The sequence below is a fragment of the Pseudonocardia tropica genome, assembly GCF_040105315.1.
GTDB classification, from domain to species: Bacteria; Actinomycetota; Actinomycetes; order Mycobacteriales; family Pseudonocardiaceae; genus Pseudonocardia; species Pseudonocardia alni.
In genome coordinates this window covers 68,051-91,654 of sequence record NZ_JBEDNP010000011.1, presented here as the reverse complement: position 1 = coordinate 91,654, position 23,604 = coordinate 68,051, and the positions used below count along the sequence as shown (strand labels likewise).

Genomic DNA, 23,604 nt, shown 5'->3' with positions numbered 1-23,604 from the left:
GGCGCCGAGACTAGAACCCCGGCGGTACCGCGGCCGCTCCGGCCGTGTGACTAGGCTCGCCCGCCGTGAACGAGCCGCAGCACGATCCCGGCCAGGACCCCGAACCCCTCCGCTACGACATCGTCGACGTGTTCACCGACCGTCCCTACGCGGGCAACCCGCTGTCCGTGGTGCACGGCGCCGAGGCGCTGTCCACGGCCCGGATGCAGGCGATCGCGCGGGAGTTCAACCTGTCGGAGACGACGTTCCCGCTGGCCCCGACCGGCGACGGCGAGGGCGGTGCGGACTACCGGGTGCGGATCTTCACCCCGCTCGCCGAGCTCGCCTTCGCCGGGCACCCCAGTGTCGGCACCGCCTGGGTGCTGGCCCGCGACGGCATCATCGGCGAGGGCGACCGCGTGCAGGAGTGCGGAGCCGGGCTGCTGCCCGTGCGGGTCGACGACACCGGCGCCCGGGTGTGGGGCGGAACGCCGTCGGTCGGCGCCGAGCTGAACGCCGTCCGCCTCGCCGCCGCGCTCGGCCTCGGCCCCGACGACGTCGACGGCGCCGCCGTGCCGGGTGTGGCCGGTGCCGGGACCGACTTCGCGATCCTGCTCGTCGTCCCCGGCGCGGTCGCCCGCGCGGTGCCCGACCCCGCGGCACTGGCCGCCGCGGTCGCCGACAGCGGCGCGACCGGGCTGCTCGTCGCCGCCGTCGACGCCACCGCCGAGCGGGTCCACGCCCGCATGTTCGGCATCGGGATCGGGGTGCCCGAGGACCCGGCGACGGGCTCGGCCGCCGTCGCCCTCGGGATCTTCCTCGCCGACCGCGGTCTGGTCACCGACGACGGCGAGCACTCCTTCGTCGTGACCCAGGGGGTGGAGATGGGCCGACCGTCCACGCTCTACGCCGGCGTGCGCACCGAGGGCGGCCGGGCCGTCGGGAGCTGGGTCGGCGGAACCGTCGTGGCGGTGGCCAGGGGCTCCCTTACCCCACCTCCCGAACAGGGGTGACCGACGGGTAACCGCACCTGAGCACCGGCGGGTGAGAAACCAATCACCTGGACGGGGCGCCGGGGCCGTCGTCGTGCCAGCATCAGTCCCCAACCCGAGCGCCCGTGTCGTGACGACGTCGTCGCCGCGACGCGGACGAGGACGATCTCGACGAGGAGCCCGCCTGTGAGCACCACCCTCCGCGCCCGCCGGTCCTGCCTGGCCGTGCCCGGATCGAGCCAGAAGTTCATCGACAAGGCTCGCACGCTGAACTCCGACCAGGTCTTCCTGGACCTGGAGGACGCCTGCGCCCCGCTGGCCAAGCCGGGTGCCCGGACCACCATCGTCGAGGCACTCAACGAGGGCGGCTGGGGCGAGAAGATCCGCGTCGTCCGGGTCAACGACTGGACCACCGAGTGGACCTACCGTGACGTCGTCCAGGTCGTCGAGGGCGCCGGCGCCAACCTGGACGCGATCATGCTGCCGAAGGTGCAGACCCCCGAGCAGGTCGTCGCGCTGGACCTGCTGCTGACCCAGATCGAGAAGACCAACGGTCTCGAGGTGGGCCGGATCGGCATCGAGGCGCAGATCGAGAACGCGCTGGGCCTGACGAACGTCAACGCGATCGCCACCGCGTCGCCGCGGGTCGAGACGATCATCTTCGGCCCGGCCGACTTCATGGCCTCGATCAACATGAAGTCCCTGGTCGTCGGCGAGCAGCCCCCCGGCTACGACGTGGGCGACGCCTACCACCACATCCTCATGTCGATCCTGATGGCGGCCCGCGCGCACGACAAGCAGGCCATCGACGGCCCGTACCTGCAGATCAAGGACGTCGACGGGTTCCGCCGGGTCGCCGGCCGCTCCGCGGCGCTGGGCTTCGACGGCAAGTGGGTCCTGCACCCCGGCCAGATCGACGCCGCCAACGAGACCTTCTCCCCGGCGCAGAGCGACTACGACCACGCCGAGAACATCCTCGACGCCTACGAGTACTTCACCTCCGAGGCCGGCGGGAAGCGCGGCGCGGCGATGATCGGGGACGAGATGATCGACGAGGCCAGCCGCAAGATGGCGCTGGTGATCTCGGGCAAGGGCCGGGCGGCGGGCATGACCCGCACCGACAAGTGGACCCCGCCGGAGGCGTGAGAGCAGCTCGCGGAACGAACCTCAGCGCTGAGCCCCGCCCCGCCCACCCCGACCGCAGCCGTTCAGGAGGAAACCCCATGGCCCGGCTCGCCCAGACCGCCGGTCTGACCGACATCCAGACCGAGATCCTGTCCACCGTCCGCAGCTTCGTGGACAAGGAGATCATCCCGCACGCGACGGCCCTGGAGCACGCGGACACCTACCCGCAGGACATCGTCGACGGGATGAAGGAGATGGGGCTGTTCGGCCTCATGATCCCGGAGGAGTACGGCGGCCTCGGCGAGTCGCTGCTCACCTACGCCCTGGTGGTCGAGGAGATCGCCCGCGGCTGGATGAGCGTCTCCGGCGTGATCAACACCCACTTCATCGTGGCGTACATGCTCCGCCAGCACGGCACGCAGGCGCAGAAGGAGCGCTACCTGCCGCGGATGGCCACGGGCGAGACCCGCGGCTCGTTCTCGATGTCCGAGCCGGACCTGGGCTCGGACGTCGCGGCGATCAAGACCCGCGCCAAGCAGGACGGCGACGACTACGTCATCGACGGCGCCAAGATGTGGCTGACCAACGGTGGCACGTCGAACCTGACCGCGGTGCTGGTGAAGACCGACGAGGGTGCCGAGCGCCCGCACCAGAACCTGACGACCTTCCTCGTCGAGAAGCCCACCGGCTACGGCGAGGTCGCCCCCGGCCTGATCGTGCCGGGCAAGATCGACAAGATGGGCTACAAGGGGGTCGACACCACCGAGCTGGTGTTCAAGGGTCACCGGATCTCCGGTGACCAGATCCTGGGCGGGGAACGCGGCAAGGGCTTCTCGCACATGATGGACGGCGTCGAGGTCGGCCGGGTGAACGTCGCCGCCCGCGCCTGCGGCATCGCGATCCGGGCCTTCGAGCTGGGCGTCGAGTACGCCCAGCAGCGCTCGACCTTCGGTAAGCCGATCGTCCAGCACCAGGCGATCGCGTTCAAGATCGCCGAGATGGCGACCAAGGTCGAGGCCGCGCACCTGATGATGGTCAACGCCGCACGTCTGAAGGACCGCGGCGAGCGCAACGACGTCGAGGCCGGTATGGCCAAGATGCTCGCCTCGGAGTACTGCAAGGAGGTCACCGAGGAGGCGTTCCGCATCCACGGCGGCTACGGCTACTCCAAGGAGTACGAGATCGAGCGTCTCATGCGCGAGGCGCCGTTCCTGCTGATCGGCGAGGGCACCTCGGAGATCCAGAAGACGATCATCTCCCGGGGTCTGCTGCGCGACTACAAGCTGCGCTGACCGCACCCGCGTCCACGGCCCCGTACCCCGTCCCGGGGTGCGGGGCCGTGTCGTCCGGTCGGTGGGTGTGACCTGCGGCTCCGCGACTAGTGTTCGGGGCACGTCGCGGTCCGGTCGAACGTTGCACCGACGACGAGACAGGACATCTTCCACGAGGAGCACGCCATGACCAACCCCTTCGGCGGCCAGACTCGTCCGGCTCCGGGCCTGCCGCAGCTGCCCACTCCGCCGACCGGGTGGCCGGTGGGCTCCTACGCCACCTACGAGGAGGCGCAGCGAGCCGTCGACCACCTCGCCGACTCCGACTTCCCGGTCGCCGACGTGACGATCGTCGGCGTCGACCTGATGCTCGTGGAGCGGGTCATCGCCCGTCTGACCTGGGGCCGGGTGCTCGCCTCCGGCGCGGCGCAGGGCGCCTGGCTGGGCCTGTTCGTCGGCGTCCTGCTGTTCGTGTTCTCCCCGGACGGCAACTTCCTGCCCATCGTCGTCGGCCTGGTGTCCGGCGCGGTGTTCTTCATGGCCTTCGCCGCGGTCAGCTACAGCGCGAGCAAGGGCCGCCGGGACTTCCAGTCCGCCAGCCAGATGGTGGCGGGCCGCTACGACGTCCTGTGCGAGCCGCGCAACGCCGAGCAGGCCCGCGAGATGCTGGCCAAGCTGGCGATGGGCACCCCCGGCGGGGGCCTCTGACCGCTCCCGGCCCACCCGCACGACCCCGCGGCCGTCGTCACCCGACCGGGTGGCGGCGGCCGTCGTGCGTCGACAAGCGGACATCTGTTCCCACAGGGCACACCGCCTCCTATAGTGCGCGCGTCGGACATATCGGAGGGACGCGATGACACAGGTGTCGGGCGGACCGGCGGAGCGCGAACTCCCGCCGTCGGCGGTGGACGAGGAGGTGCTCCTCGCCGAACAACGGACGTGGACACCGCTGAAGATCGCGGTGTGGGCGGCGGTCGCCCTGCTGGGCGGTGTGGCGTGGGTGATGCTCGCGCTGGTCCGCGGGGAGACGGTCAACGCGATCTGGTTCGTGTTCGCGGCGGTGAGCACCTACGCGATCGCGTACCGGTTCTACTCCCGCTACATCGAGAACAGGCTGCTGCGCCCGGACGACCGGCGCGCCACCCCGGCCGAGTACAAGGAGAACGGCCAGGACTTCCTGCCGACCGACCGGCGGGTCCTCTACGGCCACCACTTCGCCGCGATCGCCGGTGCCGGTCCGCTGGTCGGGCCGGTCCTCGCCGCGCAGATGGGGTACCTGCCGGGCACGATCTGGATCATCGTCGGCGTCATCGTCGCCGGTGCGGTCCAGGACTACCTGGTGCTGTTCTTCTCGATGCGCCGCGGAGGCCGCTCTCTGGGCCAGATGGCCCGCGAGGAGCTCGGCCGGGTCGGCGGGATCGCGGCGATCATCGCGACCCTCGCCATCATGATCATCCTGATCGCGGTGCTCACGCTGGTCGTGGTCAACGCGCTGGGGGAGAGCCCGTGGGGCGTCTTCTCGGTGGCGCTGACCATCCCGATCGCCCTGTTCATGGGCGTCTACCTGCGGTACCTGCGGCCCGGGAAGGTCTCCGAGGTCTCCTGGATCGGCTTCGTGCTGCTGATCGGCGCGATCGTCGCCGGCGGCTGGGTCTCCGAGACCGGCTGGGGTCAGGCGCTGTTCACCATGGACCGCACCACCATCGCCTGGGGCGTGATCGTCTACGGCTTCGTGGCCGCGGTGCTCCCGGTCTGGCTGCTGCTCGCCCCGCGCGACTACCTGTCGACGTTCATGAAGATCGGCACGATCGTGCTGCTCGCGGTGGCGATCATCGTCGTCCGCCCCGAGCTCGCGGCGCCCGCGTTCAGCGAGTTCGCCGGGCGGGACGACGGCCCCGTCGTCGCCGGGTCGCTGTTCCCGTTCCTGTTCGTGACGATCGCCTGCGGCGCGCTGTCCGGCTTCCACGCCCTGATCTCCTCGGGCACCACGCCCAAGCTGGTCGAGAAGGAGCGCCAGACCCGCTTCATCGGCTACGGCGGCATGCTCATGGAGTCCTTCGTGGCGATCATGGCGCTGGTCGCGGCGCTGTCGATCGACCGCGGGCTCTACTTCGCGATGAACGTGCCCGCGTCGCTGACCGAGGGCACCGTCGAGGGCGCGGCCGCGTTCGTGAACTCGCTCGGCCTGATGAACGTCAACGTCACCCCCGACCAGCTCGCCACGACCGCGGCACTGGTCGGCGAGGAGTCGATCGTCTCCCGCACCGGGGGTGCACCGACGCTGGCGGTGGGCCTGGCGAACATCATGCAGCAGTTCATCGGCGGGCCCGGGATGATGAGCTTCTGGTACCACTTCGCGATCATGTTCGAGGCGCTGTTCATCCTCACCGCGGTGGACGCAGGCACCCGGGTGGCGCGCTTCATGCTGCAGGACGCGATCGGCACCGTGGCCCCGAGGTTCAAGGACACCTCGTGGCGGCCGGCCGCCTGGATCTGCACCGGGCTGATGGTCGGTGCCTGGGGCGCGATCCTGCTGATGGGCGTGACCGACCCGCTGGGCGGGATCAACACGCTCTTCCCGCTGTTCGGCATCGCGAACCAGCTGCTGGCGGCGATCGCGCTCGCGGTCTGCCTGGCGATCGCGGCCCGGCGCGGGCACGTGCGCTACCTGTGGATCATCGTCGTGCCGCTGGCGTTCGCGGCCGTCGTGACGGTCACGGCGTCGATGTACAAGATCTTCTCCTCGAACCCGAAGATCGGGTACTGGGCGCAGCACTTCGCCTTCCGGGAGGCCATCGCGTCCGGGGAGACGAGCTTCGGCACCGCGGGCACCCCGCAGGCGATGGCGGCCGTCGTCCGCAACACCTTCGTCCAGGGCACGCTGTCGATCCTGTTCGTGGCGCTCGCGCTCGTCGTGATCGTCGCCGCGGTCCTGGCCGCCTGGAGGTCGATCTCGATGGGCGGCCGCCCGGACAACGAGGAGGAGCCGGTGCCCTCGCGGCTCTACGCCCCGGCCGGCCTGGTCGCGACCCCGGCGGAGAAGGAGCTGGAGAAGGAGTGGACCGAGGCGGTCGGCACCCCGGCCCGGTCGGGGCACTGACCGTGGCGGCACCGACCGTGGCGGCCACGATGCTGGCCCGGCTGCGGGCGCTGCACGGCTGGTGGCGCGGGGTGATCGGGGCGGACCTGTACGACCGCTACCTCGACCACCACCGTCGCAGCGGGCACGACCACCCGCCGATGACCGAGCGGGAGTACTGGCGGGCCCGCACCGCGTACCAGGAGGACAACCCGCAGGGCCGCTGCTGCTGAGGCGGCGCCACTCCTCCGGCCGGACCCGCTGCGCCGCACGGGTGGCCGGGGCTCCACGTTCGGCCCAGCGCGCCCTCCCGGGTGGGTGTCACACCCCACCGGGGAGGGCGCGTCGGGTTCCGGACACGGGCCGCTGCGGGCAGGATCAGGCCCCGTGAGCGGCGAGGCGTGGCAGGAGAGCGACCAGATCCGCCCGGCCACGGTGCACCGTGCCTACGGGCGGGGTGCCGCGGGCTTCGACGCCTTCGTCGCGACCCTGCCCGGCTACCGCACCCACCTGCGGGTGTCGGCGTCGCGGATGGGCCTGGGCGACGGCCACGGTCTGCGTCTGCTCGACGTCGGCTGCGGCACCGGGGTGTCCACCGAGGCGTTGCTGACCAGCGTCGGGGGCGCCGAGGTGGTCGCGGTCGACGCGTCCGCGGAGATGCTCGCCGTCGCCCGGAAGAAGAACTGGTCGCCCCGGGTGACGTTCGTGCACTCCCGGCTGGAGACCCTCGCCGAGGCCGGCATCGAGGGCCCGTTCGACGGGATCCTCGCGTCCTTCCTGGTGTCCAACCTGCCCGACGCCGAGCACGGCCTGCGCCGGCTGCTGAGCCTGCTCGCGCCCGGCGCCCCGCTGGCGGTGCACGACTACGCCGTCGGCGGCCGGAGCCGGATGCGCTGGACGACGGCGAACTGGACCTGGATGCTCCCGATGGCCTCGCTGCGCTGGGGGGCCGCGGACCTCGCCCGCTACCGGGCCAGGCGGATCGCGACGGCCGGTGGGCCCGAGCAGATGGTGCAACGGATGGAACGGGCCGGGTTCGACGACGTCCGTGTCCAGACCGTCGGCGGGGTCCAGCAGCACCTCGTGCACACGTTCCTGGGACGGCGCCCCGACGAGCCCGACGTGGTGGGGGAGCGCCAGGAACGCCGCGCCCGCCGCTCGGCCATCGCCGCCGCCGGGTGGCGGCCCCTCCGGGACGAGTCCGCCCCGGCTCCCGAGGACACGACCGAGCCCGTCGACGAGGGCGGCCCCGAGGATCCCGGCTACGCCGAGGCGCTCCCGGAGCAGGTGCTCGGGGGCGACGGTGTCGAGGTGGGGGAGGGCGACGCCGACGTCGCCCCGGACCCGGCCCCGTCCGGTGTGGACGCCGGCGGCCCCGGTGACCGTGGGGGTGCCGACCGCACGCCGGGCGACCGGACGGGTGCCGACGGTGGGCCGGGCGACCGGACGGGTGCCGACGGTGCACCGGGTGACCGCGATGCCGGTGTCCCCGCCCCGGTCGACCCCGACCCGGGTGGGTCCGGTGCGGCGGACGACCCCGCCCCCACCGAGGACGACGACCCGGACACCCGCCCGCGCGGGCACGCCGTGGCCCGCGCGCTGCGGTACGGGCTGCCGGGCTCCCGGCCCGAAACCTCCGGCCCCGGTGCCACGGAACCCGGCCCCGGTGCCGCGGAACCCGGCCCCGGTGCCGCCGACTCCGACCCCGGTGCCGCCGGACCCGACCGCGGCGCTGCCGAGCCCGGACCTGCCGGACCCGGCGCCACGGGCCCGCGGCGCCCCGCACCCGGCCCCCGTCCGCGCCGCCCGGTCGGGCTCCGGCGCCCCGGCCCCCCGCGGCCGCGGCCCGGGGACGCGGCGCCGCCCGGCGGGGACGACGAGCCGCCGACCCCGCCGACGGGCACCCGCCGGGTCTGACCGTCGGTGCCCCGGCCTACAGCCAGCCGTTGCGGCGGAAGTTGCGGTACAGCAGCCCGCACAGCGTCGCGATGACGAGCAGGACCATCGGGTAGCCGAAGTCCCAGTGCAGCTCGGGCATCGAGTCGAAGTTCATGCCGTAGACGCCGGCGATCATCGTCGGCACCGAGATCAGGCCCGCGTACGCGGTGATCTTCCGCATGTCGTTGTTCTGCCGCATGCTGATCTTCGCGAGGACCGCGTCGACCAGGGTGGTCAGCAGCTCGTTGAAGCCGGCCACCTGCTCGGCGACACCACCGAGGTGGTCGTCGACGTCGCGGAAGTAGGACCGCACGTCGTGCGGGACCAGCGCGCTGTAGCCCTCGGCGAGCTTGCGCATCGGCCCGACCAGCGGCATCACCGCACGGCGCAGGTCGAGGATCTCGCGCTTCATGACGTAGATCTGCTCGGGGTTCATCGTCGAGCGCGGCGAGAACACCTCGCCCTCGACGGCGTCGATGTCGTCCTCGATCTGCCCGCAGACCTCGATGTAGGAGTCGACGACGTGGTCGGCGATCGCGTGCAGCACCGCGGCCGGGCCGAGGGACAGCTGCTCCGGGTCGTCCTCGAGCCGTCGCCGGACCTCCCGCAGGCCGGTGTGGCGGCCGTGCCGGACGGTCACGACGAAGTCGCGCCCGAGGAAGGCCATGACCTCACCGGTCTCGACGATCTCGTTCGACGTCGTCGGGTCGGCGTGCCCGACGTAGCGGACGGTCTTGAGCACCATGAACAGCGTGTCGTCGTAGCGCTCGAGCTTGGGGCGGTTGTGCGCGTGCACCGCGTCCTCGACGGCGAGCTCGTGCAGCCCGTAGGTCTCGGCGACGCCGGAGATCTGCTCCTCGTCCGGCTCGTGCAGCCCGATCCAGACGAAGCCCTCGCCGCGTTCGCGGACCTCGGCGATCGCCTCGTCGTGGGTCCAGCGGCCGGGGAGCCGGTGGCCGTCGACGTAGACGGCGCAGTCGACGACGTAGGCGGACAGCGGGACACGTAGCCGGACGGGCGGGCTCGCGGCGGCCCGCGCCGCGGCGCGCTCGGCGCGGCGGGACGGACGGATGGTGGGGCGGAGCTGGGAGAGCGAGGGCATCACGAGGACCACCTCCGGGCGTGCCGGTACGGCTCGGGGGCGAGCGGCACCGGGGAACGGTGCGACCGCGCAGGGCGGCCGCCGGGCCGGAACTCGCCTCCCGCCGGGATCAGCCCGCGACGTACCTCGGGGCCGTGTGCAGCGGGAGGCGGCACCTACTGCTCGCCGGTGTCTGGGACGCGGACACCGCACTCACCTCCCTGCTGTTCGGCGGACGTCCTGTGTCTCGTCCGTGCGCAGGCGGACGTCACCGTGATGTGACATCCCCGACCGCGCACGTGTGAGCCGGACCGCCCTTCCTCGCGCGGGCCACCGGGTAGATTACTCCCGCAACGAATCGACGGCGTGATGGGAGCGTGAACGGTGCAGTTCGGGCGCTACTACGAGGAGTTCGAGGTCGGTGCCGTCTACAAGCACTGGCCCGGCAAGACGGTCACCGAGTACGACGACCACCTGTTCTGCCTCCTCACCATGAACCACCACCCGCTGCACATGGATGCGCACTACGCGGAGGAGACGACCGACTTCGGCAAGAACGTCGTGGTCGGCAACTACATCTACTCGCTGCTGCTGGGCATGTCCGTGCCGGACGTGTCGGGCAAGGCGATCGCGAACCTCGAGGTCGAGTCGCTCAAGCACACGAAGCCGACCTTCCACGGCGACACGATCTACGGCGAGACCGAGGTCCTCGACAAGACCCCGTCGAAGTCGAAGGACGACCGCGGCGTCGTGTACGTCGAGACCCGCGGCTACAAGCAGGACGGCACCGTTGTGTGCACCTTCCGCCGTAAGGTCATGGTGCCCAAGCGGTCCTACGGCGACAGCCGCGGCGGGGAGCAGCCCGGCCGCCCCACGCCGCAGGTCTGACCCGCGGCACGCGACGCCGGCCCCCGACTCCGTCCCGGAGCGGGGGTCGTCGTGTGTCACCCACACGCATACCGCGGGGCCGGACGGGCACCCGCCGTGGCGGTCAGGTCCGTGGCAGGCAGTCCCAGCCGCCGAGCGTCTCGGTGAGGCCGTCGACGACGGCCAGCGCCGCATAGTCCGCCCGGTCGACGAACCGGGCGTCGGTGGCGTCGTCGCCGGCCCGTGGGGTGCCGTCGCCGGTCGCGAGGGTGCAGACGTAGTCGGCGATCCGGTACGGGCCGCGGAACACCACCCCGGCCCGCCGCCCGGGGACGACGGTCAGACCGGTCTCCTCGACGAGCTCGCGGACCACGGCCTCGTGTTCGCTCTCGCCCGGCTCGACCCGTCCGCCGGGGACCGACCACAGCCCCCGACCAGGCTCGTTCGCCCTGCGGACGAGCAGCAATCGTCCGTCCGGGTCGAAGACGATTCCACCCACGCAGGCGACGTGTCGGCTACTGTCGGTCATCCGGAACGACGGTACGCTGCTCGGGTGCCGGTACCGGGGCCAGCCGGCCCTCCGGTACCAATGACATGTCTGTGTGTCCGACACACCGAGAAACGGGTGGGCAGGGAACGTGAAGAAGATCCTGATCCTGGTAGCGGTGGCGCTGGGGATCTTCCTGGTGATCACCAATCCCAATGGTGCAGCCGGTTCGGTCTCGAACGTAGGCAACATCCTCTACGACGCGGCGCAGTCCGTCTCGACCTTCGTCACCAACCTGATCTGAGCCCGTGCTCGCGCCCCGGGAGATCGACGAGTACCTGCTCCCCACGGAGCGGCGCGTCATCCGTGTGCGCCAGCACTGGGCGGTGATGGTCAGACACATCTGGCAGACGGGGCTGTTCATCATCGTGGTGATCGGCGTCGAGCAGCTGCTCGACCGGCCCGGGATCGACCCGGTGCTGGACGTCGTGATCGACAACCTGGCGTTCTACCTGGTCGTCGTCGCGGTCCTGCGCTACACGGCGCTGTCGATCCTGTGGTGGATCGAGCGGATCGTGATCACGGACAAGCGGGTGATGATCGCCCAGGGGATCATCGTGCACAACGTCGGCATGATGCCCCTGGGCAAGGTCACCGACCTGACGTTCCAGCGGTCGCTGTCCGGGCGCATGCTCGGCTACGGGACGATGGTCGTCGAGTCCGCCGGCCAGATCCAGGCACTCAACCGCATCGACTACATGCCGCGCCCCGAGGAGATCTACGAGGCGCTCTCCGAGCTGGTCTTCGGGGAGAAGGGCAAGACCCGCGCGACCGGGATGCTCGCCAAACCGCGCTGGCGGCGCTGACCCCGCCGCCAGCTCTCCGGGAGCTGCACTGCGCGGACCCGACGGCACCGACGCGCCGCTCGTCGACGGGCCGGCCCTGCGGCGGCGCCGGATGCCCCCGGTGTCGTCGGAGCAGGTCGTGCACGTCCGGACCGCGCCGGCCGACGGACCGGGTCGTCCCGACCGACGGGGGAGTAGGCGTCGCGTCCCGGGGTGCGTCGGCGGTGCGCGGGGCTAGGGTCGGCGCGTGTCCGTCATCGACCTGCACGCCCACTCCACCGCGTCCGACGGCACCGACTCCCCGGCCGGGCTGGTCCGGGCGGCCGGCGCCGCGGGGCTCGACGTCGTCGCGATCACCGACCACGACACCACCGCCGGGTGGGCCGAGGCGGTGGCCGCGCTGCCGGCCGGTCTCGCGCTGGTGCGCGGCGCGGAGTTCTCCTGCCTGAGCCCGACCGGCCGCACGGGGGAGCCGCGCTGCTCGGTGCACCTGCTCGGCTACCTGTTCGACCCGGAGCACGCCGCGCTCGTCGCGGAGCAGGAACGGCTGCGGTCCGAGCGCGTGCAGCGGCTGGAGACGATGATCGGGCGGATGGCCGCCGACGGGTACCCGGTGGACGTCGACACCGTGTTCGCGCACCTGCCCGAGGGCGGCAGCGCGGGCCGGCCGCACCTGGCGCGCGCGCTCGTCGCGGCCGGCGTCGTCGGGTCGGTCGACGAGGCCTTCGCCGAGCTGCTGCACAACGACAGCCCCTACTACGTTCCGCGGGCCGACACCCGGGTCGAGACGGCCGTCGAGATGATCGTCGCGGCGGGCGGGGTCGCGGTGTTCGCGCACCCGCTGGCCCGCAGGCGCGGTGTGGTCGTGGAGCCGTCGGTGCTCGTCGACCTCGTCGGCTGGGGGCTGGGCGGGATCGAGGTCGACCACCCGAACCACGCCCCGGCCGACCGCGAGCTGCTGCGCGGGATAGTCGCCGAGCACGGCCTGCTCGCGACCGGCTCCAGCGACTACCACGGCACGAACAAGACGACCCCGCTCGCCGAGGAGACGACCGACCCGGAGGTCTACGCGGCACTGACCGAACGGGCCACCGGCGTCCCCGTGCTGCACGGCGGATCCGGCGGCACCGCGTGACGGGGCGTCGCCGGGAGTGATCGACGGTCGGTGACCGTCCGGGAGTACCGTGGCGCCCATGGCCCGGACCACCGCTCCCGCCACCGGGACCCCGGACGGTCAGCTCGGCCTGGACCTGCTCGACCCCGGCTTCGGCGCGACCGCACTGCACCGGGTCACCCCGGCCCGGCTCGACACCTGGGACGCCTGCCCGCGCCGCTACCGGATGCTGCACGTCGACCGCCCGGCCCCACCGCGGGGCGGCGGGTTCGCCCACACCACCCTCGGTGCGGTGGTGCACCTGGCGCTGCGGTCGCTGGCGGCCCTGCCCGCCGAGCGGCGCACCCCGGAGCAGGCCGCGTCCCTGGTGGACCGGCACTGGACCGGCGAGGGGTTCGCCGACGACGCCCAGGCCGCCCGGTACCGCGAGCGCGCCCGGGACTGGCTGGCCGCCGCCGTCGACGGCCCGGCCGGGCGGGACGAGCCGCTCGCCGTCGAACGGTGGGTGCGGGCCCCCGCCGGGCCGCTGCTGGTCGAGGGCCGGGTCGACCGGATCGACGCGCGCGACGGCGCGGCCGTCGTCGTCGACTTCAAGACCGGACGCCGGGTGCCGACCGCGTCCGACGCCGCGGACTCCCGGCAGCTCGCGCTCTACGCCGTCGCCACCGCCTCGGTGTTCCGCCGCCCCTGCCGCACCGTGGAGCTGCACCACGTGCCGACCGGGACCGTCGCCGCGCACACCCACGACCAGGCCTCCCTCGACCGGCACGTGGCCGCGGCCGCGGAGTCCGCCGACGCCGCCGCCGGGGCGACGACCGCGCTGGCCGACGGCGGCGACGCCGACACGCTCTTCCCGGCCCGCACCGGCGCGCACTGCGGGACCTGCGCGGTCCGCCGCCACTGCGCTTCCGGCCGCGCCGCCGTCCCGGAGCCGCGACCCTGGGACCTGCTCGCCCCGTGACCGCCGACCCGCAGTTCCCCGGCCCACCGCCCCGCGGCCGCCCCCCGCTCCCGCCCCGCCCGCCGGGCGTACCCGCCCCGTACCGGGCCGGGCCGTCGCACGGACGCCCGCACCCCGGCCCCGACGGCTACCGCCCGCCGGTCCCGCCGGTCCCGCCGTCCGGCCCGCCCGGGCGCCGCGGCGGCGTCGGGCCCCCGGCCGGTCCGCGCCCCACCGAGGCCCTGTCCGAGTCCCGCCGTGCGCCGCGCCGCGGCGACGCCGGGTCGCGCCGGGGTTCGTCCTCCGGCGCGGGCGAGCCGTCGCGCGCCGACGAGCACCCCGCCGCCCGCGCGCCCGGCCGGCGGGCCGACCGCCGCCGCGCCGAGGAGGGCGCGCGGCGGGCGCGGCGCCGCACCCCCGGACCCGGCGTCGACGGCGCCGGGGCCCGGCTGCTGCGCGGCCTGGCCGGGGTGCTCGCCGGCGGGCTGGTCGTGCTCGCGCTCGGGCTGGTCGTCGTGGAGTGGGCGGCCGGGGACAGCGGGGTCCCCGGGCCCGGCTCCGGCGCGATCGTCGCGCACGTCGGGGCGGCGGTCGTCGCCGTCGTCGGCCAGGTCGTCGCGGACCGGCGGCGGGACCGCACCGGGCTGCTCGCCGCGCTCGGGGTGGTCGTGACGGCGTCGCTGGTGCTCGGGTTCGGCTGGTTCCTGTAGCCGCTCAGGCGCCCTCGGAGTCCCGGACGCGCTGCATGCCGCGGGCCAGCCGCCGTCGCAGCGCAGGGACCCGGTTCACCAGGCGCAGCCCGGTCCGCTGCGCGGCGGTCCCCAGCGCCCGCGAGACCGGGCCGCGGTCGGAGTCGTCGTGCATCTGCTGCAGCGACTCCCGCACCGCGACGGCCGAGTAGCGACGCATCTCCGCCTCGTAGCCGCCGACGGCGGTGCGCAGGTCGAGGCCGCCGTCGTGCACCCGGACCAGGCGTTCGCCCAGCTCACGGGCGTCGCGCAGCGCGGTGTTGGCGCCGGCGCCGCGGCCGGGGGTCATGGTGTGCGCGGCGTCGCCGAGCAGCGTGACCGGGCCGGGCTCCCCGTGCGGCAGCGGGTCGGAGGTGCGGATGTCGATCCACAACGCCGACGCCGGGTCCGACCGGCCGAGCAGCGCGCGCCAGCGCGGGTCCCAGTCCGCGGTGACCTGCTGCGCCAGGGTGAGCAGAGCGGAGCCGTCCGCGGACACCGGCCGCCCACCCGGCAGCACGGTGTGCGAGACGGTGACGCCCCAGGAGACGAAGTCGTCCGTCGGGTCCCCGGCCAGCCCGGGCCAGCCGCGCAGCGCCGCGGCGCGGGCGGGGTCGGTCCCGGGGCGCGGGACGCGGTCGGTGTCCCAGGGCATCCGCATGACGTGGGTGATCCCCATCGTCCCGGTGCGGCCGAAGACCAGGGCCATGCCGTCGGCGCCGGGCAGCAGCGCGGTGGTGGTGGCGTCGAGCGGGGCGCGGCCGCCGATCGCGACGAGCCCGGTGGAGGTGTGGCCCGCACCGGGCAGGAACCGTCCGCGGACCCGGGAGTGCGCGCCGTCGGCGCCCACGAGCAGGTCGCCGGTGACCGTGCCCCCGTCGCCGGTGTACGAGCACGGTGCCGTCGTCGCGGACCTCGTGGCCGACGTACGGGCTGCCCCAGCGCACCGTGTCCCCGATGCCGGTCAGCAGCACCCGGCGCAGCGTGGTGCGGCTGACGTTGAACTCCTCGGCCCCGCCGCCGGGCATCTCGGCGAACGGCAGCGACAGCAGCTCGCGGTACTGCTCGGTGCACATCAGCAGCCGGTCGTACGGCGCGGCCGTGGTCGCCTCGAACACCGCGTACAGCTCCGCGGGCAGGCAGGCCCGCAGGGCGCGGGAGCCGTCGGGGGAGATCCCGACCCGGTAGCCGCGCAGCCCGGCCGGGCGCGGGTCGGTGTCGCGTTCCAGGACGACGACCTCGGCCCCGGCCCGGTGCAGCCGCTGGGCCAGGCACAGGCCGCCGGTACCGGCACCGGCGACGATCACTCGGACGGACATGGTGGACCTCCGTGTCGGAGCAGGGCGGATCGCGGCCGGTCGCGGACGCGACGGCCGTGTGCGGTGGTGCGGTGTGCGGTGCGGTCGGGACGCCCCCGGCGCCCGGTCAGGGGCGGTCGGGCGGTGCGGGGCCGCTGCGCGCGGCGGCCAGGCGCAGCAGCTCCTCGCGGTTCCAGGTGAGGCGGCCCCCGCGGACGTCGTCGACGAGCGCGGCGACCCAGGAGGTCTCGGCCTCCAGCATCGCGACGGTGTACTCGAGCTCGACGAGCACGACCCGTGGCAACAGGCCCGCGACCGCGTCGTGGCTCGCCCGGGCGCCGGCCAGCCGTCGTCGCAGGGTGTCGAGGCGGATTCCCACGGCCGCGGCGGCGTCGGCCGGGGTGAGCTGGGGCAGGTGCGCGAGGCCGACGACGAACTCGGGGAACTCCGGCCGCGGCACGGCCAGCATCTCCCGGGTCCACTCCTCGGCGGTCTCGCGGCCCGCGTCGGTGACCGCGTACAGGGTGCGTTCCGGGCGGGCGGTCTCCCGCTCGGTGGTGTGCTCGACGATCAGGCCGTCGCGCGCGAGGCGGTCGATCGTCTTGTAGAGCTGTGACCGCTGCCCGACGTTGACCACGTCGTCCTTGCCCCGCTCGCGGACGAGCTGCTGCACCCGGTAGGGGTGCATGGGCTCCTCGGTGAGCAGGGACAGCACGGCGAGGGCCAGGCCGGACCGCTGCGTCATGGTGTCGACGATACTAGTGTCGAAGACACTATGGCAACGGTGCGGCTCAGCCGGCGGGCCCCAGCACGACGAGCTCGTCGCCGCGCAGCTCGACCAGCAGGGCGCCCTGGGCGGCGAGCAGCACCGGCGCGGTGACCGGGCCGCGGTCCACCGGCACGGTCCGGGCGACGGCGCCGGTGGCCGGGTCGACGTCGGCGATCCCGCCGGGGACGGGCACGAGCAGCCGGTCGCCGTAGCGGGTCCCGGGGCCGAGGGTGCCGGGCAGGCTCCAGCGCGGCTGGAGGCTGCGGGTGTCCAGCGCGACGGTCGCGCCGCCGGTCCACCAGTAGCGGCGCTGGTCGTCGGCGGTGGTGCGGGCGACGCCGTCGGCGGGGGCGGCGACCGTCGCGACCGCGCCGACCGGGAACTCGCCGATGCTGCGCCCGGACCGGTCGTACAGTGCCAGGCGGGGTGCGCCCGGGAGCAGGACGGCGACGCGCTCGGACGACGCGGCGACCACCTGGGCGCCGTCGGTCCCGGTGACCGACGACGAGTCGAACGCGGGCCGGTCGCCCTCGGTCCCACTGGGGCGCACCACCGTCAGCCGCTCGGACGGCTCGCCGGGGCAGCGCTCCAGGACGACGGCGCGGTCCTCGGCGGCGGCGAAGGAGCGGAACGTGCACCCCGACCGCGGCTGCGAGCCGGGCTCCTCCAGCGCGCGCACCGTGCCGTACTCGGCGGTGCGGACCAGGTCGGAGCGGAAGGTCTCGACGTAGTCCTGACCGGTCGCGAGCACCGGGTCCTGGCCGATCAGCCGGGTGCCGGGCCGGGCGTCGAGGGTCCGGGCCGGCCCACGGGCCCCGGAGCCGGGCTGGAGCGTGGTCAGCTCGGAGCAGTACTCGTCGTTGCGGTAGAGCGCGAGCACGCGGCCGTCGGCGAACCCGGTGGTGCACAGCGGCAGGTCACGCTCGTAGCTCCAGCGCTCGGCGCCCGTGCGGGCGTCGTGCCCGGAGACCCGCGATCCCTCGGCGACGACGACGCCGTCCCCGACCGCCAGCGGCACCGGGGTGTCCGGGCTGGCGGCCCGCCACAGCTCGGTGAACCCGGCCGGGACCGGGCCGACCGGCGGCGGTGGGGTGGGTGCGGTCGTGGCCGTCACCGACCCGGTGTGCGCGGCCGGGCTCTGCACGGCGTAGAGCACCGCGATCCCGGCCAGCAGCAGCACGAGCACCGCGGCGACCAGTCGGTCGCCGCGGTGTCGTCGTTCGGCGGGGACGCCCGGGAGCGGGAGCCGGTCCCGCAGGGGTCGGCCGCGCAGCACGCGTGGTGTCAGCTGGCGGCCGCGTCGGCCCCGTCGGCGGACTCGCCGCCGCCGGGTCCGCGCCGCGACCCGCCGCGGCGACGACGGCGGCGCGGCTTGGCCGCCCCGCCCTCGGCCGACGCGCCGGCGTCCGGCCCGTTCTGCGGGGCGCCCTCGGTGGAGCCCGCGGAGGCGGCACCTTCGGCGGGGGCCGAGGCGCCCGCCTCGACCGCGACCCCGCCGCGGGTCCGGGAACGGGACCGGTTGCGCCGCGGGCGGCGACCGCCCTCGTCGCCGTCGCCGTCGCGGCTGCCCTCGCGGCCGCCGCCGTCGCGCCCGGCGCCGTCACGACGGCTGCCGCGCGGCTTGCGGGCGCCCTGGTGGTCGCCCTCGGAGTCGATGTACTCGGCGTCGAGCCCGGCGCGGGTGCGCGCGGACAGCGGGAGCCGCCCGGACGCCGTCGTCGGGATGTCGAGGTCGGTGAACAGGTGGTCCGAGGTCGAGTAGGTCTCGACCGGCTCGTCGATGCTCAGCGACAGGTCGTCGGAGATCATCTTCCAGCGCGGGGTCTCGTCCCAGTCCACCAGCGTGACGGCGACGCCCTCGCGCCCGGCGCGGCCGGTGCGGCCGATCCGGTGCACGTAGGTCTTCGCGTCCTCGGGGCACTGGTAGTTGATGACGTGCGTGACACCGGTGACGTCGATGCCGCGGGCCGCGACGTCGGTCGCGACCAGCACGTCGACCTTCTCCGCGCGGAACGCGCGCAGCGCCTGCTCACGGGCGCCCTGGCCGAGGTCACCGTGCACCGCGGCGGCGGCGAAGCCGCGCTCGGCGAGGTCGTCGGCGACCCGCTGGGCGGTCCGCTTGGTCCGGGTGAAGATCATCGTCAGGCCGCGGTCCTTGGCCTGCAGGGCCCGGGTGACCAGCTCGACCTTGTCCATCGCGTGCGCGCGGTAGACGAGCTGCTTGGTCCGCTCGTGGATGGAGCCCTGGTCGGCCTCCTCCGCGCGGATGTGCGTCGGGCGGGTCAGGAACGCGCGCGAGAGCTGCACGATCGGGCCCGGCATGGTCGCCGAGAACAGCATCGTGTGCCGCTCCTCGGGGAGCATGCGCAGGATCCGCTCGACGTCGGGCAGGAAGCCCAGGTCCAGCATCTCGTCGGCCTCGTCGAGGACGAGCGCCTTGACCCGGCCGAGGACCAGGTGACGCTGCTCGGCGAGGTCGAGCAGCCGGCCCGGGGTGCCGACGATGACGTCGACGCCCTTGCGCAGGGCCTCCAGCTGCGGCTCGTAGGCGCGGCCGCCGTAGATGGCGACGACGCGCACGCCCAGGTTCTTGCCCGCGGCGGCGATGTCCCGGGCGACCTGCACGCACAGCTCGCGGGTCGGGACGACCACGAGGGCCTGCGGGACGTCCTTGGTGCGGTCGGCGGCCTCGCCCTCGGCGGTGGCCGCGGCACGCTCACCGGGCGGGGTGATCCGCTGCAGCAGCGGGACGCCGAAGCCCAGCGTCTTGCCGGTGCCGGTGCGGGCCTGGCCGATGACGTCCTCGCCGGCGAGCGCCAGCGGGAGGGTGAGCTCCTGGATCGCGAACGTGCGCACGATGTCGTTCTCCGCGAGCGCGGAGACGATCTCGGGCCGGACGCCGAGCTCGGCGAAGGTCGGGGGGAGCTTCTCGCCGCCGGGGTTGGTCACGCCGAGCGGGGTCTCGCTGGGGGTGATGCCGGTGGGCAGGAAGCCCGGGTCGGCCTCGGGGGTGTCGGTGCTGTCGACTCGGGACAGTGTGATCGCCTCTCTCCGCGCACAGGAGCCGTGGCGTGGCTCGTCGACCGGCCCCGGGCCGTCGGGGACGGTCCGGGCGGGAGAGCCGCCGAGGCGCTGCGCGCACCAGTTCGGGTGCGGGTCCCGGTGAGACGTGCTCGGCCGTGTCGGCCGCTCGTCCCGTTACCCGGTCCCCGCGCGGTGGGCGCGTCCGCATGGAGTCCCATGAGCCCGAAATCCGGTGACGCGCTGCCCGCATCTTACCCGCCACGGCGCCCGAGCACGACGGCGCGGCCGTCGCCGGGTGTGGTGAGTTGTCTCGCCCCCGTGGCCGGGGCGGCCGTCGCGGGGCGCCCGGCGGGCCCGAACGTCCCGGTTAGGGTGATGGTCATGACCACTGGAGGCGACGCGCCGACGGCCGCGACCGTGGAGCTGCTCGGCGTGCTGGCCTACGGCGAGCTGTCGGCGTTCGACCGGCTCGCCGAGGACGCCCGGGCCGCGCCGACGCTGGCCGGCCGGGCGCAGCTGTCGACGATGGCGGCCGCCGAGATCGGCCACTTCCGCCTCATCGAGGACCACCTGGGCGGCAGCGGGATCGCCGTCGCCGACGCGATGGCGCCGTTCGTCGCGCTGATCGACAGCTACCACGCCTCGACCGCCCCGCGGAGCTGGCTGGAGTCGCTGGTCAAGGCCTACCTCGGCGACGGCCTCGGGGCCGACTTCTACCGCGAGGTCGCGGGCTGGGTGGACCCCGGCACCGGCGACCTGGTGCAGCGGGTGCTCGCCGACACCGGGCACTCCGCCTTCGCCGAGCGCGAGGTGCGGGCCGCCTGCGCCGCCCACCCGGCGCAGCGCGACCGGCTGGCGCTGTGGGGCAGGCGGCTGCTCGGCGAGGCGGTCACCCACGCCCAGCGGGTCGTCGCCGAGCGCGACGAGCTCGCCGAGTTCATCGTGCTCGGATCGGGGGAGAAGGGCGGCGTGGCCGGGCTCATCCGGACGGTGCAGACCGCGCACGGCCGCCGGATGGGCAGGCTCGGACTCGCCTGAGCCCCGGCCCGCCGGTCCGGTCCCGGCTCGCCGATGCTCCGGCCCGATCTGGACTAGCCTGGCGCCGGCAAGGTGATCGGAAGTGACGGATCGGGAGGACCACCGGTGAAGGTCAAGATCGGCATCGCGGAGACCCCGCGGGAGCTCGTGGTGTCCAGCGACCGCACGCCGGACGAGGTGGCCCAGCTCGTGAGCGGGGCGATGAAGTCCGACGACGGGCTGCTGGACCTCACCGACGACGAGGGCCGTCGCTACGTCGTCCCGGTCGCGCGCATCTCGTACGTGGAGATCGGCCCGTCCGAGGAGCGCCGGGTCGGGTTCGGCCTCAGCGGCTGAGCGCACCCGGAGTCGTCCGGGCCCGGTACCCGTCCGCGGGGCCGGGCCCGACGCGTGTCCGGGGCCGGTGGGCGCGGGTCGGTCGGTCTCCGGCGGGGGGTGGCCCGTCCGGCGCGGACGGTGGCCCGCCCGTGCCGGTGATCCGGAACCGGTCCCCCACGTGCGGCTCGGACAACGTGCCGACGGCCGCGTGCCCGGGCGTCCGAACCTCGACGGTGCCGCCGAGGCCGCCGAGCAGCGCGGTGAGCCGGGGGTGCGCGGCGACCCGGCCGGACCGGTGCGGCCTGCGGTCGAAGGGCCCGTGCCGGGCGTCGAGCAGCACCTCGACGTCGACGGTCGCCCCGTCGAGCACCAGGGTGGCGGGGCCGCGGCAGCCCTCGTCGTGATCGTGGTCGCCGCTCACCGGTCCCGCCCCGAGGCGTCGCCCACCTGCGGCTCGGGGACCAGCCGCAGGATGTCGGCGTTCGCGGTGGGGGAGTCGATCCCGGCGACGCCGGCGATCCCGCCCCAGATCAGCGCGGACAGGTAGTTGGTGAGCGCGTCGCGGCTCATCGTCCGGCGCTCCAGCCACCACTCGCCCGCCGTCTGGACCATCCCGATGATCCCGTGCGCCCACGCCTCGGCGCCGCCGGAGTCGCGGCCCTCGGCGCGCAGCCGCTCCCCGAACAGGGTGGTGAGCAGGGCGCCGATCTGGCCGCGGACGTCCTGCGCGATCTCCGCGCCCGGCACCGGCTCGGCCGGGTTCGCGACGACGAACCGGTACAGCTGGGGCTCGTCCTCGATCATCCCGAGGTAGGCGTCGATGACGGCGGCGACGTGCTCGATCGGCTCGGCCTCGATCGCCAGCACCGGGTAGATCCGCTGCAGCAGCATGTCCGCGGCGTGCTCGCTGACGGCCCGCTGCAGGTCGGCGCGGTCGGCGAAGTGCCGGTAGAGCACCGGCTTGGTGATGCCGGCCGCGGCGGCGATCTGGGCGACCGAGACCCCCGGACCGTGCTCGCGGATCGCCTCGACGGCGGCGGAGACCATCTCGGTCCGCCGTTCCTCCCGTCGGCGGCTGCGCGCGTCCGGCTTGACATCCCTCGTGTCCTGGGGCACGTTACCAGTGGTAACCGTTACCGACGGTAACAGCAAGGGTTCCGGGTGTGGAACCCGCCACCACAGGCCCGTCCCAGCAGGAAGGCGCGACCGATGAGCGCTCCCGCCCGCACCGGCAGCACGACCCACCTCGCGGACCGCGAGGACACGGCACGGCGGCTGCTGCAGAACTCGGTCACGACCTCCTGCGACCCGGCGGTCGAGATCGACCGCGACGCCCCGCTCGTCGGGGGCAGGTACGGGATCGTCCCCGAGCGCGTGTCGCTCTACGGCACGCCGCTGTGGGACGGTCTCACCGAGGAGCAGCGGATCACGCTGTCGGTCCACGAGTCCTGCGGCGTCGCCCGGATCGGGCTGCGGTCGGAGATGATCCATCCACGTGACCGAGGAGGCGCGGCACGTCCGCTACGCCCGGGAGGAGCTGCAGCGGATCATGCCGAGGGCCGACCACCCCGAGCGCGCCGGGGCCCGCAACCTCGTCCACACCGAGGTCTACCGCAGCGTCGGGATCACCCCGGCGGTCGGGCGGAAGGCGGCGCCGGCCGACCGCACCACCACGAGATGCTGCGCCGGTCCTCGCGCGAGCTCGTGCCGTTCCCGTGCGAGCAGGGGATCGTCGGCGGTCCGACGGAGACCCTGTGGAAGCGCGCCCACCTGATCCGAGGAGGCACCCCGCGATGAGCACACGGATCGTCACCCGCGACGGGACCGGTCTGTTCGCCCGGGTATCGGGCCCGGAGTCGGCGCCGGTCACGGTGCTGCTGGCCCACGGCTGGACCCTCGACGAGCGCTGCTGGGCCCCGGTCGCCGACGCCCTCGCCGTCGGCGCCCCCGGCGGCGGCCCCGCTCCCCGGGTGATCCGCTACGACCACCGCGCGCACGGCCGTTCCGACGACACCCCCGACGAGCTCAAGACCCTCGACGTCCTCGCCGACGACATGGCCGAGGTGATCACCCGGCTCGCCCCGACCGGGCCGCTGGTGATCGCCGGGCACTCGATGGGCGGGATGACGGCGATGGCACTGGCCCAGCGCCACCCCGACCTCGTCGCGTCCCGCGTCACCGGCGTCGCGCTCGTCGCGACGGCCAGCGGCGGCCTCGGTGCGGCGGCGACGCTCGGGATGACCGGGCGGCCCGCGACGATGTTCCTGGCCGGCAAGGACAAGGTGACCGTCAGCCCGCTGTGGACCGGGCGCCGGTCGCTGTCGACCCACCCGGCCCTGCTGCGGGCCGGGCTGCAGCCGCTGCTGCTGGGCACCCGGCCGGACCGGCTCGCCGTCCGCGCGACCTGCGAGGCGATCGCCGGCTGCCGCCCGACGACGGTCTCCGGGTTCACCCCGACCCTCACCACCCACGAGCGCGACGGGGCGCTGGCGGCGTTCTCGTCGCTGCCGGTGGAGATCCTCGTGGGGACCCGGGACCGGCTCACGCCGCCGCGGTTCGCCCGGCGGATCCACCGCAGCCTGCCGCGCGCCGAGCTGACCGTGTTCCCCGGCGCCGGGCACATGCTCCCGGTGGAGCGGGTCGGCGGGGTCACCGGCCGGATCGCCGCGCTGGTGCGCCGGGCCGGGGCGGAGCAGGCGGCCTGAGCCGCC

The 23,604-nt window shown here is 74.3% G+C and carries 26 protein-coding genes and 2 pseudogenes; 19 read left to right on the top strand and 9 right to left on the bottom strand.

Annotated elements, in window-relative coordinates; translation table 11 throughout:
* The first annotated feature begins 65 nt into the window (after positions 1-65).
* From WHI96_RS18880 to WHI96_RS18850, 7 genes are all read left to right on the top strand, one after another.
* Positions 66-992, top strand: a complete 927-nt coding sequence (locus tag WHI96_RS18880; RefSeq protein ID WP_345640954.1) for a PhzF family phenazine biosynthesis protein — start codon at positions 66-68, stop codon at positions 990-992.
* A gap of 165 nt (positions 993-1,157) precedes the next feature.
* The gene (locus tag WHI96_RS18875; RefSeq protein WP_345640957.1) at positions 1,158-2,117 is read left to right on the top strand and encodes an HpcH/HpaI aldolase/citrate lyase family protein; all 960 of its coding nucleotides are present in this window, start codon (positions 1,158-1,160) and stop codon (positions 2,115-2,117) included.
* Positions 2,118-2,194: 77 nt separating this feature from the next.
* Complete coding sequence (locus tag WHI96_RS18870) at positions 2,195-3,388, top strand: acyl-CoA dehydrogenase family protein (RefSeq protein ID WP_345640959.1); 1,194 nt, start codon at positions 2,195-2,197, stop codon at positions 3,386-3,388.
* A 165-nt stretch (positions 3,389-3,553) separates the two neighbouring features.
* Positions 3,554-4,075 (top strand): YflT domain-containing protein, encoded by a 522-nt coding sequence (locus tag WHI96_RS18865; RefSeq protein ID WP_345640962.1) that lies wholly within the window; start codon positions 3,554-3,556, stop codon positions 4,073-4,075.
* A gap of 145 nt (positions 4,076-4,220) precedes the next feature.
* Positions 4,221-6,467, top strand: coding sequence for a carbon starvation CstA family protein (locus WHI96_RS18860; protein WP_345640965.1), 2,247 nt, complete (start codon positions 4,221-4,223; stop codon positions 6,465-6,467).
* A 2-nt stretch (positions 6,468-6,469) separates the two neighbouring features.
* Positions 6,470-6,679 carry a YbdD/YjiX family protein gene (locus WHI96_RS18855; protein WP_345640969.1) on the top strand — a complete coding sequence of 70 codons (210 nt, stop codon included), beginning with the start codon at positions 6,470-6,472 and terminating at the stop codon, positions 6,677-6,679.
* Between the two features lie 154 nt (positions 6,680-6,833).
* Positions 6,834-8,363, top strand: coding sequence for a methyltransferase domain-containing protein (locus WHI96_RS18850; protein ID WP_349302422.1), 1,530 nt, complete (start codon positions 6,834-6,836; stop codon positions 8,361-8,363).
* Between the two features lie 16 nt (positions 8,364-8,379).
* On the opposite strand, the gene corA is transcribed toward WHI96_RS18850, so the two are convergent.
* The gene (gene corA, locus WHI96_RS18845; RefSeq protein WP_345641013.1) at positions 8,380-9,486 is read right to left on the bottom strand and encodes a magnesium/cobalt transporter CorA; all 1,107 of its coding nucleotides are present in this window, start codon (positions 9,484-9,486) and stop codon (positions 8,380-8,382) included.
* A 363-nt stretch (positions 9,487-9,849) separates the two neighbouring features.
* Here corA and WHI96_RS18840 point away from each other — a divergent pair, with 363 nt between their 5' ends.
* Complete coding sequence (locus WHI96_RS18840; protein ID WP_020623563.1) at positions 9,850-10,353, top strand: MaoC family dehydratase; 504 nt, start codon at positions 9,850-9,852, stop codon at positions 10,351-10,353.
* Between the two features lie 103 nt (positions 10,354-10,456).
* On the opposite strand, the gene WHI96_RS18835 is transcribed toward WHI96_RS18840, so the two are convergent.
* Positions 10,457-10,861 carry an NUDIX hydrolase gene (locus WHI96_RS18835; protein WP_345640975.1) on the bottom strand — a complete coding sequence of 135 codons (405 nt, stop codon included), beginning with the start codon at positions 10,859-10,861 and terminating at the stop codon, positions 10,457-10,459.
* Between the two features lie 109 nt (positions 10,862-10,970).
* Here WHI96_RS18835 and WHI96_RS18830 point away from each other — a divergent pair, with 109 nt between their 5' ends.
* The 5 genes from WHI96_RS18830 to WHI96_RS18810 all read left to right on the top strand — a co-directional run bounded on the left by WHI96_RS18830 (position 10,971) and on the right by WHI96_RS18810 (position 14,428).
* Positions 10,971-11,123, top strand: coding sequence for a hypothetical protein (locus WHI96_RS18830; RefSeq protein WP_167379107.1), 153 nt, complete (start codon positions 10,971-10,973; stop codon positions 11,121-11,123).
* Between the two features lie 4 nt (positions 11,124-11,127).
* Complete coding sequence (locus tag WHI96_RS18825; RefSeq protein ID WP_345640978.1) at positions 11,128-11,685, top strand: PH domain-containing protein; 558 nt, start codon at positions 11,128-11,130, stop codon at positions 11,683-11,685.
* Between the two features lie 226 nt (positions 11,686-11,911).
* Positions 11,912-12,799 (top strand): PHP domain-containing protein, encoded by an 888-nt coding sequence (locus WHI96_RS18820; protein ID WP_345640981.1) that lies wholly within the window; start codon positions 11,912-11,914, stop codon positions 12,797-12,799.
* A 58-nt stretch (positions 12,800-12,857) separates the two neighbouring features.
* Positions 12,858-13,739, top strand: a complete 882-nt coding sequence (locus tag WHI96_RS18815; RefSeq protein WP_345640984.1) for a RecB family exonuclease — start codon at positions 12,858-12,860, stop codon at positions 13,737-13,739.
* Positions 13,736-14,428, top strand: coding sequence for a hypothetical protein (locus tag WHI96_RS18810; protein ID WP_349302421.1), 693 nt, complete (start codon positions 13,736-13,738; stop codon positions 14,426-14,428). The genes WHI96_RS18815 and WHI96_RS18810 overlap by 4 nt, the downstream gene beginning before the upstream one ends.
* A gap of 4 nt (positions 14,429-14,432) precedes the next feature.
* Here WHI96_RS18810 and WHI96_RS18805 read toward each other — a convergent pair whose 3' ends face one another.
* On the bottom strand, positions 14,433-15,296 hold the full coding sequence (locus WHI96_RS18805; protein ID WP_345654494.1) for an FAD-dependent monooxygenase: 864 nt from the start codon (positions 15,294-15,296) through the stop codon (positions 14,433-14,435).
* Between the two features lie 107 nt (positions 15,297-15,403).
* On the opposite strand from WHI96_RS18805, the gene WHI96_RS18800 reads away from it, so the two are divergent.
* Positions 15,404-15,634 (top strand): hypothetical protein, encoded by a 231-nt coding sequence (locus WHI96_RS18800; RefSeq protein WP_345654491.1) that lies wholly within the window; start codon positions 15,404-15,406, stop codon positions 15,632-15,634.
* Between the two features lie 62 nt (positions 15,635-15,696).
* Here WHI96_RS18800 and WHI96_RS18795 read toward each other — a convergent pair.
* The 4 genes and pseudogenes from WHI96_RS18795 to WHI96_RS18780 all read right to left on the bottom strand — a co-directional run.
* A pseudogene (locus tag WHI96_RS18795) lies at positions 15,697-15,765 on the bottom strand (hypothetical protein); the annotation flags it as partial.
* 106 nt (positions 15,766-15,871) lie between these two features.
* Positions 15,872-16,489 carry a PadR family transcriptional regulator gene (locus WHI96_RS18790; RefSeq protein ID WP_345654488.1) on the bottom strand — a complete coding sequence of 206 codons (618 nt, stop codon included), beginning with the start codon at positions 16,487-16,489 and terminating at the stop codon, positions 15,872-15,874.
* A 46-nt stretch (positions 16,490-16,535) separates the two neighbouring features.
* Positions 16,536-17,789 (bottom strand): Rv3212 family protein, encoded by a 1,254-nt coding sequence (locus tag WHI96_RS18785; protein ID WP_349302420.1) that lies wholly within the window; start codon positions 17,787-17,789, stop codon positions 16,536-16,538.
* Between the two features lie 8 nt (positions 17,790-17,797).
* Entirely contained in the window at positions 17,798-19,462 is a 1,665-nt protein-coding gene (locus WHI96_RS18780) for a DEAD/DEAH box helicase (RefSeq protein ID WP_349302419.1), read from the bottom strand.
* A gap of 456 nt (positions 19,463-19,918) precedes the next feature.
* On the opposite strand from WHI96_RS18780, the gene WHI96_RS18775 reads away from it, so the two are divergent.
* Together WHI96_RS18775 and WHI96_RS18770 are read left to right on the top strand one after the other, a co-directional pair.
* Entirely contained in the window at positions 19,919-20,575 is a 657-nt protein-coding gene (locus tag WHI96_RS18775) for a ferritin-like fold-containing protein (protein WP_345653214.1), read from the top strand.
* A gap of 105 nt (positions 20,576-20,680) precedes the next feature.
* Positions 20,681-20,911: a DUF3107 domain-containing protein gene (locus WHI96_RS18770; RefSeq protein WP_020625913.1), complete on the top strand. Its 231-nt coding sequence runs from the start codon at positions 20,681-20,683 to the stop codon at positions 20,909-20,911.
* Here WHI96_RS18770 and WHI96_RS18765 read toward each other — a convergent pair.
* The gene (locus WHI96_RS18765; protein WP_345653217.1) at positions 20,901-21,314 is read right to left on the bottom strand and encodes a DUF4873 domain-containing protein; all 414 of its coding nucleotides are present in this window, start codon (positions 21,312-21,314) and stop codon (positions 20,901-20,903) included. The two genes, WHI96_RS18770 and WHI96_RS18765, sit on opposite strands and share 11 nt — an antisense overlap.
* Positions 21,311-22,009 carry a TetR family transcriptional regulator gene (locus WHI96_RS18760; protein WP_345653220.1) on the bottom strand — a complete coding sequence of 233 codons (699 nt, stop codon included), beginning with the start codon at positions 22,007-22,009 and terminating at the stop codon, positions 21,311-21,313. The genes WHI96_RS18765 and WHI96_RS18760 overlap by 4 nt, the downstream gene beginning before the upstream one ends.
* 93 nt (positions 22,010-22,102) lie before the next feature.
* On the opposite strand from WHI96_RS18760, the pseudogene WHI96_RS18755 reads away from it, so the two are divergent.
* From WHI96_RS18755 to WHI96_RS18745, 3 genes and pseudogenes are all read left to right on the top strand, one after another.
* Positions 22,103-22,369: pseudogene (locus WHI96_RS18755) on the top strand (diiron oxygenase); the annotation flags it as partial.
* Positions 22,370-22,388: 19 nt separating this feature from the next.
* Positions 22,389-22,667, top strand: coding sequence for a hypothetical protein (locus WHI96_RS18750; RefSeq protein WP_345653368.1), 279 nt, complete (start codon positions 22,389-22,391; stop codon positions 22,665-22,667).
* Between the two features lie 19 nt (positions 22,668-22,686).
* On the top strand, positions 22,687-23,598 hold the full coding sequence (locus tag WHI96_RS18745) for an alpha/beta fold hydrolase (RefSeq protein WP_345653223.1): 912 nt from the start codon (positions 22,687-22,689) through the stop codon (positions 23,596-23,598).
* Positions 23,599-23,604: the final 6 nt, after the last annotated feature.